We start from the raw sequence: 13,262 nt of genomic DNA, 5'->3' as shown, positions 1-13,262 counted from the left end.
TTCATCCTCGACAAGAGAATTGCCCACCCCTTCGCTCCAGGAAGGCGGTGAGGGCCGCCGTCACGTCTTGGAGTACCTCTCCCAGAGTTTGTGCGGCGTCAATGACCACAAAACGTCGGGGTTCCTTCCGAGCCAGTGTGAGATACCCCTGCCGGACCTTTTCCATGAACTCTCTCGCCTCTTGCTCTATTCGGTCCTTGGACGCCGAGCGTTTCGACACACGGTTCCATGCCGTCAACACGTCGCAGTCCAAAAGGACCGTGAGATCCGGGAAACAGGAGCCCAGCACGGTCATCTGAAAATCCCGAACCCGCTCTTCCCCGAGATCCCGCCCCCAGCCCTGGTAAGCCACGGTGGCATCACGGAAACGGTCGGCAAGAATCCATACCCCCTTTGCCAGCGAAGGGAGGATGGTTTCCCAGATCTGTTGGGCCTGACTGGCTGCATAAAGGCAGGCTTCCGCCCACGGGGCTATAGGCGAATGGGAAGGATCCAGAAGAATGGCTCGGATTTTTTCTCCAAGAACCGTGCCTCCGGGTTCCCTGAGGACCTGCACCGGATGGCCTCTGAGTTCGATCCAGCGCTGCAGATGCTCCACAACCGTGGATTTACCAGCCCCATCGATCCCTTCCACGCTGATGAAGAAAGCGCCCGCCCACGATTTAGAAATCGTCATCGAGGTGGCCTTTCTGTGTCTCGGCGGGCCAGAGCGACAACTGAGGGGCGTCCTGGATGCCGGAGCCCAGTCGAGGGGCTATGGGCTCTTCCACGACCGGCATCCGTTTTCTTTGCCCCTTATAGAAGTATCTCTTATAAAGGTTATGAAATTCAGTCCACGTCGAATCGGGATTCTCACTCTTGGATATGATCTCGTCCACACTGTTTATCTTGGCGTCCAAATCGTCCGCGAAGTGTAAGGCAAAAGCCTCTCGAGTCATGGGCAGCTGGACGGCGCCGTAGTCTGTTTCGCCGTGATGGCTGAGGATCAGATGTTTGAGTAACATTCCAGTTTCTCGGGGAAAATTTTGGCAGACCGCCAGCTTCTCATCGAGGATTTCCACGCCCAGGACCATGTGACCCACCAATCGGCCGACGTCGGAATGGTCAATGACGAGATCGTAGGTGAATTCATGGATTTTTCCGATGTCATGGAGGAACGCGCCCAAGAGAAGCAGGTCTCGGTCTAAAGATGGGTATTGGGCGGCGATCAGGTTCGTCAATCGCATGACGCCGACGGTATGTTCCAGAAGACCGCCCAGGTATGCGTGATGGATGGATTTTGCCGCTGGAGCCTTCACGAAGCGTTGCATGAGGCTTTTATCCGACAAAAAACAGCGGATGAGGGTGTGATAGGGGGCGGCCTTGATATTTTTGAGCAGGTTTTTGCATTCGTTCCACAAGACCTGACGATCTCTGGGGCAGACCGGGAGAAAATCGGAAGGGTCCACGGACTCCACGGGTACCGGGTCAGCTTTATGGACATGGATTTGGAGTTCGTCCCGAAACTGTTCACTGCGCCCCTGGATCCGAAAGACTTTGTGGTCGGTGAAAATCTGCGCGGCTTCGGCGGCGTTTTCCCAAAGGCGGGCCGTCAAGGAGCCCGTTTTGTCGCGAAGCGTAAGGGTCAAAAAAGGCTTGCCGGTCTTGGCCCTCCGTAATTGCTTCTCTTCCACGACGAAAACGCCGGCCACGTCCTGGTTCGGTCTGATGTCGGCAATGCGCAACTTCACTGGGTCCTTGGATCGTAAAGATTCTTTCTCCATCAATTGTGCGCCTCGTGCCCTGAGTCTGCTAAACTGCCCCCTTCCGCTGTGGCTGGTTCGATACTACAGGAACGTGGTTTTTTTTCAAAGACGCAGTCTACGATCTGAGGGATCGTGTCTTGTCAGAGGTTCCCACAGGCCCTAGGATGAGGTGAACACAAGGAGATGCAATAAGGGATGTCAACCCTGAAGCGACATCACCTATGTGGGCTGACTCCTGTGCTGGCGAATGCCCGCGCCTGCGAGCCGCCGGCCCATCGCGGCACGGATCGTCTCGTCGTGCTCGCCCGCGTCAAGGGTGCGCTCGCTGCGCTCGCCGGCTTTGCCGCCCTTGACACGATCTGTGCGCGACGAGCCGCCATTACCGTGGGCGATGGGCATACGGGTGCCTCCGGCGGGGGCTCCGGGCTCCAGGTTGCCTCGCCACTGTTAGGGTGCTATCCTAGAAAAGCGGGCGGTCCGGGACCTCGAGTACGCCTGCGGGCCTTTACGGCGCGTCAGGATTTCTCCAATGGGGCATGGAGCGCCCGCAACCTGTTTCTACGCGGCCTTGACCATGGCGGCGGCTTTGCGCATGCCGCGCATCGCCTTGTGGGCCGACCACGGCTCGTTGCGTACCAGCAATGTGAACACCAGCTCCGCCAGCTTGCGCGCGATGGCACCCCCGGCGGCCTTCTTGGTCTTGCCGCGGGCCCGCAACCGCTCGTAGAAGCTTCCGATGACCGGGTTGTACTGCCGGGCGGCCGCCGAGGCCACCAGCAGCGTCATCTTCAGCATCCGGTTGCCCTTGTACGTCATGCGATAGCGGCGCTTCGCCTCGCCGCTCTCCCACACAATCGGGTACAGACCGCAGTAGCCCACGAAGTCGCTCTTCGTCTCAAAGCGTGCGATGTCGCCCACCTCGGCGAGAATCGCCGCCGCCGACACCGCGCCGATCCCCGGGATGGACGTCAGCACCTGGTCGGGAAAGACCCGCTCGAGCAGTTCGGAAATGGCACCATCAATCTCCACGAGCAGGGCATCCAGGTCGAGAATCCGCCGCGCCGTCATCTCCACGAGCATACGCGTGACCTTGGCAAGCTCAGCACAGGGTGCCTCTGCCGCCAGGGCGTGGAGCTTTTCAGCGAAGGCCGTGCCCACGCGGTGCCTGGGGCCGTAGCGCATCGCGGCCAGATCCTCGACGCTGCGCTCGATCAACAGGTGCGGCGAGCCAAACTCGGCAAGCACGACCAGCAGGCGCTTGGAAAACGTCTGGATGCCCAGCACCTTCCGGTAGCCCGGCAGGTGGTAGCGCAGCAGCTTGTGGAGCCGGTTCTTGTGGTCGGTGCGCTCTTCGACGAGACGACGCCGCGTCCGCGTGGCCTCCTTGAGCTCCTCGAACAGCTCGGGCTGGACGGCCTGCGCCCTGGGCTGCATCCGCAGCAGGAACAGCGCGATGAGATGACTGTCCAGGCGGTCGGTCTTGGCGTCCTTGAGCAGTGCCTTGCCGAAGTGCTTGACCGCCCGCGGGTTCAGCACGTGCACCTCGACCTGCCGCCGCTTCTCGCCACGCAGGGCCTGCTCCAAGCGCTTGTGCATGTTCGAGGTGGACTCCATACCGCAGACCACCTGCGCCTTCGGGCCGACCAGAGCACTGGCCGACACGATGGCAGCCCGCAGCTCTGTCCAGCCCTGCTGATCGTTCACGTAGGTCGAAGGTTGGCGCACTGTGCGCCCCTCACGGTCGACAAAGGAGGCGTCGATCTTCGCGTTCGATACGTCCAGACCCACGCACAGTTTGTCTCCATTCATCGCATACCTCCATGTGCAAACTGTTACCACCTGCGAGGGAAATCCTCCAACGCGCCGGCCCCGCTTCGCCTCCTGAATTGCGCGGTCGTGCCGCAGGTTGCAATCAAAGCTCCGGGCCGGGCGCCGAGGGGTCAGTCTCCTTGTCGCGCTCATAGCGCACGGACCATGACGACCTGGTCCCCGACCCCGTGGCCCGGACAACTTAACCAACCACAAACCGCCTGGTCCACACGTCCGGGCGACCCACACTACTTATAGGAGGCGGGACCATGGAAATTATCGCCCGGCTTGGATCGCTCCTCGGTCTTTCCTTTATCAGCGGTGTGAACCTTTACGCCACCGTGGCCATCGTCGGCCTGTGCCTTAAGCATGGGCTGGTCCAGGGGTTGCCGCCGGAACTTTACGCGTTGGCCAGCGATGCGGTGATCTTCGTGGCGTTGGTCCTCTACTTTGTCGAATTCGTCGTCGACAAGATTCCCGGTTTGGACACCCTCTGGGATACGCTTCATACCATCGTGCGTCCGCTGGGCGGTGCGCTGCTTGCTGTGATGCAGGTTGGCGAAGGATCCCCCGCTCTCGAAGTCATCGTCTTCATGATCGGGGCCAGCCTGGCATCGGCAACCCATTTAACCAAAGCCGGCACTCGGCTTCTGGTGCAACTGAGTCCGGAACCGTTCTCCACCATGATCCTCAGCTTCGGGGAAGACATTTTGGCCATCGGCTACACTTACCTGACCCTGAGGCATCCCCGATGGTCCTTTTTCCTCACGATCCTTTTGGTCGCTGGAGTCGCGGTGTCCCTTCCCATATTGTTTCGAACGGCATCGCTGGCGATTCGAGGCGTGGGGTACCGGATCCTTTCGGCTTTCGGCGTCGGGTTGTCACGGAACTGTCCTCTGGATCTCCCATTCCCCGTGCAGTCGGCCTATGAGGGGCTTCGAGAAGAAGGCGAGGAAATCCTTTGGGCAGGAAAAGTCTTTGCCGTGAAGCTTCCCGGGGTCCCCCGTTATGCGCCGGTGTATATGGTTCTGTCTGATCGAGCGGCCACATTTTTCTACCGGCGGTTTTTCCACAGGCGGCATAAGACACTGCCCAAAGCCGAAATTTCCCGGACCGCCGTTTATCCACGAAAGCTGCTGAGCCTGTGTGTGTTTTACCATGCCTGTGTACCGTGGACGGTCGGTGTGTACCGCTCTCTCGAGCGAACCTTGCCGTCCCTTTGGTTTTCCGGGATTTCGTGATGCATGCCCCGCAGAGAATCACAGGGGGAGACGGGTCGGGTGGGCGAATGATATGAACGTGCCCAAAGGCGTGGACAGGCGGTCCACAGCGGGGAGTGGTTCAGAGCCATCAAAAGAGAACACATGATTTCCGATAACGACTTTGCCAAGGCTGTCCATCAGGACCCGGGGCTCGATGGTGTGCACGTTCCGGGGTTCACAGAGGAAGGACTTCGGATCTCGGACACCCTCAGGGGGCTCGTTCGAGAACGAAACCTCCTCGACTACAAGGGGAAAACCTCCCTTTTCTGGATTTTTTTTATCGGGGGAACGGGGACCGGCAAATCCACGGTGTTCGATGCGGTTTGTGGGGTTACGGTGAGCGCCGTTGGCGCAGAGCGACCCAAGACGGCTGGCGCCATCGGTTTTGTCCATGCGCGGGTTTCGGTGGAGGAGGATTTCCCTTTTCCAGAGTTTCGCTTTGTCAGCCATCAGAGGTTAAGTTCCCTCCCGGATTCGCCGTTGATCGGGGAACCCGGCGTGATTCACCTGTGGCGCCACGACGATCCCCAATGGAGTTCCGTGGTTTTGGTGGACACTCCGGATGTGGACAGTGTGGAAGCCTCGAACCGCTATCTGGTGGAGACCTTGTGGCGTCTGGCGGATCTGGTGGTTTTTGTGACGAGTCAAGAGAAGTATGCCGATGATGTGCCCTCCAAGTTTCTGAGAAGAATCGTCGAGGACGGCACCGACGTTTTGGTGGTCTGCAATAAGGTGGGCGGGGAGACCCGGGAGGAGGACGTGCGGGAAATCCTGAACCGGGAAACGTCTGTGCCTGAAGGCGCTTTATGGCTCTTGCCCTTTGTGCCGTCTAACCCCGTGGAGACGCTCCGGGTGACTCCCGTGTTCCACTCCTTTTTTTCGGTTTTGGCAAAGAAGGTGGCGGACCCGCAGGTTGTGGAAAAACGTGGGGCCCGCTTGGCCCAAAGGAGAAAGGCCCTCGGGGATCGGGTTCGAGAGGCGCTGAACGTCGTGACCAAGGAACTCTTGGAGGCCCAACGCTGGAGAGAACGGCTGGCCCACGATGCGCAACGGGCTGTGGACGCAATCATTGAGGATCAGCAGCGTCGGTATGCCTCAGAGACCCGATCCTATCTTCAGGCGGAAATCCGCAACCTGTTCTCGCGCTATGATGTTCTTGCCGGCCCACGGCGATGGATATCTCGGGTGGTCACGGCGCCTCTGCGGTTTCTTGGATTGATGTCCTCCACACCTTATCCCGATCGTGGCGAAGCCCTCCGGCGCATCAAGAATCGCATTCACCTCACCGAGATCCAGACCGCGGTGCAGCACTACGGGCGTCGGGTTTTAGAACAAACGATGAGAGATTGTCCCGAAAGCCCGATCGCTCGAGCTGTCACCCGCCCGGGGGTGCTGATGACCCCCGAAGAAGTGGCGGAGCATGTGTATCGAGAACAAGAACAGCTCATCCAATGGCTGGAGAAGGTATTTGCAGAATTGTCCCAAGACATTCCTAAGGGGAAGAAATGGGGTATTTATTCCACCTCGATTTTGTGGGGGGTGCTCATTCTCAGTCTTGAGGTCACGGTCGGGGGGGGGCTCAGTGTGGTCGATGCCGTCATCGATGCGGCTGTCGCACCCTTTGTGACAAAAGGGGCGGTCGAGCTTTTCGCCTACACCGAGATTCAAAAGATCGCCAAACAGTTGTCGGAAAAATATCGTGCAAGCCTCGTTTCGGTGGTGGAAGCGCAACGACGCCGCTTTGAAGTGTGCCTGGATCCCCTGTTGCCTTCAGAAGACGGGGTGAAGACCCTGCGCCGGTGGGCCGAATCCGTGGGGTGAGGCGGTGTGTGAAACGTTTTTTTGGGGAAAGGCGGCGTCCCGTCGTAGATCACGGAGTCTGTCGGAAAAAGATGTGGCCCGTTCGATGGGTGAGGGGCGAATAACCCGGAGACCTTTGGTCCGGGCCGAAAATACAGGACCGTGGGGCTCATCCTGGAACATCGGCACGTGTTTTTCCCGGGGGCAAGCCACACCCTGTCATTGACGAAGAAAAGGTCCGGGTGCGGACAACCTGGGCACTGAAACACCAAGAAACTCCTGGTGAAGGAATCACGCATGCTTAAATGGGAAACTGCCGCGACCGGCGTTGAAGACCTCGATCGCCGGGTGCGCGCCGTAGAGGCCGTACTCACCTCGGGGTCCTTTTTTCCCATAAGTGAGGAGGAACGCCAGAGTTTATGGAGTCGCGCTCAAGAAATTCGGCGCAAGCTCCACCAGCTGGAAGAGGGCACATTGCTGATCGGACTTGTGGGCGGCACAGGTGTCGGAAAATCCACCTTGATGAACGCATTGGCCCAGGACCCCATCGCGTCTGTCAGCCACAGACGGCCCCATACGGACAGAGTCTTGCTTTATCGCCATGCTCGATGTGCTGTGCCGACATCCCTCAGAACCGCAGGGAACGGCCTTTTCAACGAGGTGGTCCACGAGGCGGAGGCCGTCCGGCATGTGATCATGGCCGACCTCCCCGATGTGGACAGTTTGGTCCAGGAACATCGGGAACGTGCCCTGCGGTTTATGGAGCATTTGGATCTCGTGCTCTGGGTCACAACTCCGGAAAAATACGCCGACGGCCGCTTTTACGACGTCCTTCGGGCTGCGCCGAAGGCTCGAGAAAATTTCGCCTTTGTGTTGAATAAAGCGGATATCTTTTTCCCGGGGCCGGAGGGGCCGGGAAGTTTGGGTGACCTGGAAAAAGTGGTTCACTCATTCCGTCGACTCGTGCGCGAAGCCGGTGTCCCCGAGCCGATGATCTATGTCATTTCCGCTCAAGAGGTTCTGACGGAAGCCTCCACCTCACCCTGGAACCAATTCCCTTTCCTGCGCCACTGGGTTTTCCAGGAAAGGGATGCCAAGGAAATCCGGGCGATCAAAGAAGCCAATCTGGATGTGGAGTTCCATGCTCTAGTCGTGCGTTTGCGCGAGGGGCTGGCCCAACTGGAAAATGCGATCCGTTACTTGAAAGTTCTTGAGTCTGCCCTTTTGGATCCACAGCGCTTTGGAAATTCGGCGCTTTTAGCGCGGCGAGGGGTGCAAAGCTTACCCACTCTTGGCGAAAACCTCGCCGAGAGCCTGTACAACCCTGAAGATCTGAGCGGGGCATCGGCTGTGCTGGCGTGGCTGTCCCGCATGGGATCGAACCCACCGGCGCCGTCCCATGCAGTGTTCCATTTAGCTCGGGAGGTTTCGACAGAGTTGAACGAACATTTTCAGGAATACATGGCCGCCTTCCGGGAGTATGGCGCCGCTTTGGCGTTTCAGGAGGGATTGATGGACCCTCTTCGGGCAGAACTGCTGGGCAGGTTGCAGCGGTCCTTCGAGAACATCTCCGTGCGGGAACAGACCGAGGAGATGCTCATGACCGTCATGGCGCAGGCGCAACGCCGAGGCGAGACCTCTGTGCGTCGGCGGCAACGCACGGTGAGCGTTGTTATCACGGTGCTCCTGCTTTTTGCCCTAGGAGGACGGGAAGGCTGGCGGGCGGTCACCGCGGAACCGGGGGTGGCCCAGTTTGTGGGACTGTGTGCCGCCGTGGTGGAAAAGCTCTTTAGCGGGCAGGGCCTGGCGGCACTCGGCACCTGGGCGGTATTGCAGCTTGTGCTGGGCGGGCGGTTTTATCGCGAATACAAGAAATCCTTGCAGCGGCGCGGTGAAGCGATTATAGACTCGCTGCAATCGGCTCTGGAGCAGGTCCTGCGGCAGGCTTTGGAGCAAATCGTGGAGGTCATCCGGCAGTGCCGGAAAGAAATGGAAGACAGAATGACCGTGATGGAGCTTCTCGGGAAATCGGGTCCGTTTAAGGATGCGGTCCCCTCATGAAAGGTGGATGCCTGTGCCGCTGAAGATCCTCATTCTGGCGACGATTTTTGTGCTTCCCATGGTTCCCACCTTCTGGGCCATTCAGGAGATCCCGAGGCGCCAATTTCGCACCCGGAGAAGGAAGATGGTCTGGTTCGCCGTAGTGGCCACTATCCCCTGTCTCGGAGCGATTCTGTATTGGATTGTGGAGAGGCGCCACACGACCCCGATAATCCCTGCGTGAAGGAGGACGTTCCGCTCATGCTCACGGTGTTTCGCGAACATGCCGGCAGTTGGATCATCAAAGCCGCCCTTTTTGCCATCATCGTGGTTTTCATCTTTTGGGGTGGATACTCCTACAAATCCATGCGTGCCAGCCGCTTGGCCCGGGTTGGGGATGTCTATGTGACCTATGCCGAATACAACCAGGCTTACGACCACCTCCTGAACATGTACCGACAGCAATTCGGCAATCAGTTGACCCAAGAGATCTTGGATCGCCTCAACATGAAGCAGCAGGCGCTGGATCTTCTCATCAACCGGATTCTCATCACCCAAGCGGCCCACGCCATGGGGTTGAACGCGGGCTTAGAGGACGTCCAGGCCGAGATTCTTTCCTTCCCCGCGTTTCAGGTGAACGGGCAGTTCGACCGCCAACGCTATCTGGCCGTCTTGCAACACAATCGGATGACTCCGCAGGCGTTCGAGCAGCAGTTGGTCCAGGATCTCACCCTTCGACGTGTGGAAGCTTTCGTCAAAGGCCAAGCCGTGGTCAGTGAAGCGGAAATGGTGGCAGATATGCACTATCGATTGGGTCGCATCCAAGTGGCCTACGCCCAGTTCGACCCCAAGAGCTTCCAGGACAAGGTGGTTGTCGACGAGGCACAGGTTTCGGCTTTCTTTGAAAAGAACGCCGATCGGTACAAAGAACCGGAGAAGAGACGGCTGGTGTATGTGCCTTTTGTCCTCGATGATTTTCTTGGTTCGGTTTCCGTTGGCGACGACGAGATCCGCACGTATTACGAGGACCATCGCGACAAATTCCATCAGGAAAAACAGGTGAAGGCCCGTCATATTCTCTTCCGCCTCGGTGCGGAAGCCTCGGAAGACGAGGTGAAAAAAACGGAAAAGGCTGCACGGGCGATCCTTGAAAAGGTGCGCAAAGGTGAAGACTTTGCCGCGCTCGCCAAAGCTCATTCCCAAGACGGATCCGCCCAAGCTGGAGGCGATTTGGGCTGGTTCACCAAAGATCGGATGGTTCCGGCCTTCGCTGACGCCGCTTTTGCCTTGAATGCCGGTGAGGTGAGTGATTTGGTGCGGACGCCTTTTGGCTTCCACATCATCAAGGTGGAAGATGTGCGCCCTGAAGAAACGGTCCTGTTGGAACAGGCCAAGCCCCAAATTGAGCTGAACCTGAAGCGGGAAAAGGCCCGCGATGTGGCTTATCGCAAGGCCAGGGAATTCGCCGATGCGGCTTACGCGGACGGGGATGTGGCCAAGGCCGCCGAGCGAGGGAAACTGGCCGTGGAGGCCCCGGACAAACTTTTCGCCGCAAGCGATATCCTTCCCAAAGTCGGCAACGCTCCCGAGGTCATGAAAAGCCTATTCACTTTGGCCGAAGGCGAGGTATCCGACGTTTTGGAATGGCCCAACGGCTTTGTGGTCGGGCAGGTCAAGGCGGTTCAGGCGCCTCAGGTTCCACCCTTGGAACAGGTGAAAAGCCGTGTCCAAGAAGACGCCAAGGCGCAGCGAGCCCGGGAAGAAGCGGAAAAAGCGGCGAAAGCCTTTTTGGAACAGGCTCGCCAGGCGGGCGGTTTGGATAAGACCGCACCGCCTGCCGGTGTAAGCGTCCAAGTCAGCAGCTGGTTTTCGCGAACGGAACCGGACGAAAAATTAAGGCTGTGGGGTGAAGCTGCTGAAGTGTTGTTCCAGCTCCAAAAACCCGGGGATATGCCGGACGCTCCCCTGGCATCGCAGGGGGCTTTCCTCGTCTGCCAGTTGCTCGGTCGCCAAGACCCTGCCCCTGAAGTTTTGGACAAGGAACGGGAAAACACCCGGGCGCGACTCACCCAAGTCAAGCAGAACCAACTCTGGCAGGCCTGGCTTGCCAAGCAGCGCTCTGTCATCGAGGTGGAAATTCTCCACCAGCTGTAGCCCATAAAGCTCCCAGCGCAGGCCCTTTGCGAAGAGACGCCGCGGGCTTTCGGCTCGCGCGTTACGGCCGATGACCTGTGGAGGAAGACCCCATGCCCGCCAGGAGTTTTTGAGGCGGCACGGGGTTCGCGTCGGCTCCAGGCTGCCTGCACGGTTCCGGCTTCACGAGTGTTTCAAGAATTTCGGGTGTGTATCGGGAAGCGGAACGCATCGCGCGAAAACACACGCCCAGGCATTCTCGGAGACACGGACGGGTGAGCCTCAAGAGTGCTGCAGGCCCGCCTTACTCCGCCAGTCGGTCCAGCAGTTTTTCGAGCAACATCTGTGCCTGAGGGCAGAGTTTGGGTGCCAGACGCCGGATGGTGGCGGGGTCCTGAACATAAGGGGCTTCCGTGATTTCTTCGGCGCAATGTCGAAGCAGGAGTTCGACGCTTTCTTCGGTGGATTCCAGGTGGAACTGTAATCCCACCACGCGGTCCTGGTAAACGAAAGCTTGGCTTTCACAGGCGGCGCTTCGAGCGATGTGGGTGGCGCCTTTGGGCATGGCGAAAGTGTCCCCATGCCAGTGGAAGGCCGTAAAAGACGCCGGAAAATCTTGGAACAGGCGGCAATCGGCCGGTGTTCGCACCATGTGCACGGGATACCAGCCGATTTCTCGAAAAGTACCCGGTGAGACAGGCGATCCCAAAGCGTCTGCCAAGAACTGCGCTCCCAAACAGATGCCAAGGATTTTCTTGCCCGATGAAAGCGCTTCATAAATGAAACGCCTCTCAGTTTTCAGCCAGGGATAGGATGCATCGTCGTAAATGTTCATGGGGCCGCCCATGATGATGAGCCAATCGAAGGCGTCCAGCGCCGGCAGCGCCTCGCCTGCATCCAGTCGGGTTCCGTGGAGTGCGTGGCCGCGGTCGCGAGCCCAGGCGGCGATATGAGCCGGCCCTTCAAAAGGCACATGCGTCAGGACGTGAAGCCTCAGCATGGGCAATCCCTTTCTTTGAAGGTGAAGACGTTGTCGGCTGCCATGGAAAGCCCATAAAGACGGTCACCTCGTTGCCTTTTTTGACAGCCTGACCGGCCGGGCGCACGGCGTTTCCAGGGTTTCCGCGGCGTCTGTGGAGGTGATGAACATCTCGGGGGTCCCATTTGGCGTTTCGGGCTCGCTGCACAGAATTTTGAGGTCCATCAGACCGGCTGAAGGGCCTGATCCAGGTCCTCCAGGAGGTCTTCCGTATCTTCGATGCCCACGGAAAGTCGGATGAGGGTGTCGCGGATCCCCATGATTGCTCTCTGGTCAGGGGGAACGGACGCGTGGGAGGTTTCCACGGGAAAACAGGCCAGGGATTCCACACCTCCGAGGCTTACGGCCGGCTGGAACAAAGTGAGCCTTTCCATGACGCGGTGGGCGGTTTCAGCGTTCCCTTTGGGTTCAAAAGAAAGCATCCCTCCGAACCCCCGCATTTGCCGGGCCGCGATGGCGTGCCCGGGATGGTCGGCCAGCCCGGGATAGTAAACCCGTGCCACGCGAGGATCCTGAGCCAGAAAGTTTGCTATGGCCATGCCGTTTTCGTTGTGCCGGGTCATACGGAGCGCCAGCGTTTTGAGCCCTCTTTCCAGCAGGAAACAATCGTATGGGCTCAAACTGGGGCCGTAAAGCGAAACCATGGGTTCTACAGCCGTGATGAGTTCGGCTCGGGTGATGACCGCGCCGCAACACAGGTCGCTATGTCCGTTCAGGTACTTCGTGCCGCTGTGGACCACAATGTCGATGCCCAAATCCAGGGGATTTTGATTGATGGGCGTGGCAAACGTATTGTCCACCACCGTGAGGACCCCCCGGGCGCGGGCGATTCGGGCCAACGCTTCCAGATCCAAGACTTTCAGGAGCGGATTGGACGGGGTTTCCACGTAAATGAGGCGGGTTTCAGGGCGAATGGCTGCCTCAAACGCTTCTATGCTCTCGGAATTCACCCAGGTGACGTGGATGTTGCGGCGAGGCAACTCTTTTTGGGCCAGTCCGAGGGTTCCGCCGTAGAGGTCCCGCTGGAGGACCACATGGTCCCCGCTCTTGCAAAAAGCGAGGAAAACACAACTGATGGCCGCCATACCTGAGGCGACAACGATGCCGGCGGGCCCGTTTTCCAAAGCGGCGATTTTCTGTGCAACGGCGACTTGCCCGGGAATGTTCTGGTACCGCGGATAAACGACTCGACCCAATGGGCCGGGCACCCGATAGGCCGACGATGCAAAGATGGGCGTGTTGACGCCACCCGCCACAGTGTCTTCGAAGGTGCCCGCATGGACGCATCGCGTCGACAGTCCCATCTCGGAGTTCTTCGGTTCTTTTGGCATTTGTCCACCTTCTCTTCAGTTTTCCTTGGAAAATCTTTTTAGCGAACGGTGCGGCTCATGTCTGCAATCGTCATACAGCACATCTTCCCTCGTCTCCACAGGA

10 protein-coding genes are annotated in these 13,262 nt (G+C 58.7%); 5 read left to right on the top strand and 5 right to left on the bottom strand.

The window, feature by feature from the left end; genetic code table 11:
* Position 1: 1 nt before the first annotated feature.
* From tmk to ACZ5K9_RS06175, 3 genes are all read right to left on the bottom strand, one after another.
* On the bottom strand, positions 2-676 hold the full coding sequence (tmk, locus tag ACZ5K9_RS06185) for a dTMP kinase (protein ID WP_464273554.1): 675 nt from the start codon (positions 674-676) through the stop codon (positions 2-4).
* The gene (locus tag ACZ5K9_RS06180; RefSeq protein ID WP_464273553.1) at positions 663-1,763 is read right to left on the bottom strand and encodes a 3'-5' exoribonuclease YhaM family protein; all 1,101 of its coding nucleotides are present in this window, start codon (positions 1,761-1,763) and stop codon (positions 663-665) included. Before ACZ5K9_RS06180 ends, tmk begins: the two co-directional genes overlap by 14 nt.
* Before the next feature lie 540 nt (positions 1,764-2,303).
* Positions 2,304-3,554, bottom strand: a complete 1,251-nt coding sequence (locus ACZ5K9_RS06175) for an IS110 family RNA-guided transposase (RefSeq protein ID WP_464273552.1) — start codon at positions 3,552-3,554, stop codon at positions 2,304-2,306.
* A gap of 269 nt (positions 3,555-3,823) precedes the next feature.
* Between ACZ5K9_RS06175 and ACZ5K9_RS06170 the strand changes: the two genes are divergently transcribed.
* From ACZ5K9_RS06170 to ACZ5K9_RS06150, 5 genes are all read left to right on the top strand, one after another.
* On the top strand, positions 3,824-4,795 hold the full coding sequence (locus tag ACZ5K9_RS06170) for a DUF4126 domain-containing protein (RefSeq protein WP_464273551.1): 972 nt from the start codon (positions 3,824-3,826) through the stop codon (positions 4,793-4,795).
* Between the two features lie 123 nt (positions 4,796-4,918).
* Positions 4,919-6,637, top strand: coding sequence for a GTPase family protein (locus ACZ5K9_RS06165; RefSeq protein WP_464273550.1), 1,719 nt, complete (start codon positions 4,919-4,921; stop codon positions 6,635-6,637).
* A gap of 276 nt (positions 6,638-6,913) precedes the next feature.
* The gene (locus tag ACZ5K9_RS06160; RefSeq protein WP_464273549.1) at positions 6,914-8,677 is read left to right on the top strand and encodes a GTPase; all 1,764 of its coding nucleotides are present in this window, start codon (positions 6,914-6,916) and stop codon (positions 8,675-8,677) included.
* Positions 8,678-8,690: 13 nt separating this feature from the next.
* Complete coding sequence (locus ACZ5K9_RS06155; protein ID WP_464273548.1) at positions 8,691-8,900, top strand: PLDc N-terminal domain-containing protein; 210 nt, start codon at positions 8,691-8,693, stop codon at positions 8,898-8,900.
* A gap of 17 nt (positions 8,901-8,917) precedes the next feature.
* A complete protein-coding gene (locus ACZ5K9_RS06150) occupies positions 8,918-10,810 on the top strand; it encodes a SurA N-terminal domain-containing protein (protein ID WP_464273547.1) in 1,893 nt (630 codons plus the stop codon).
* 283 nt (positions 10,811-11,093) lie between these two features.
* Here ACZ5K9_RS06150 and ACZ5K9_RS06145 read toward each other — a convergent pair whose 3' ends face one another.
* Together ACZ5K9_RS06145 and ACZ5K9_RS06140 are read right to left on the bottom strand one after the other, a co-directional pair.
* Positions 11,094-11,789: a type 1 glutamine amidotransferase gene (locus ACZ5K9_RS06145; RefSeq protein WP_464273546.1), complete on the bottom strand. Its 696-nt coding sequence runs from the start codon at positions 11,787-11,789 to the stop codon at positions 11,094-11,096.
* A gap of 203 nt (positions 11,790-11,992) precedes the next feature.
* The gene (locus ACZ5K9_RS06140) at positions 11,993-13,159 is read right to left on the bottom strand and encodes a trans-sulfuration enzyme family protein (protein WP_464273545.1); all 1,167 of its coding nucleotides are present in this window, start codon (positions 13,157-13,159) and stop codon (positions 11,993-11,995) included.
* Between the last annotated feature and the right edge of the window lie 103 nt (positions 13,160-13,262).

The sequence above is a fragment of the Desulfosoma profundi genome (assembly GCF_055387865.1).
Note: the sequence above shows the minus strand (reverse complement) of the source record. Positions and strands in the feature narration are given on the sequence as shown.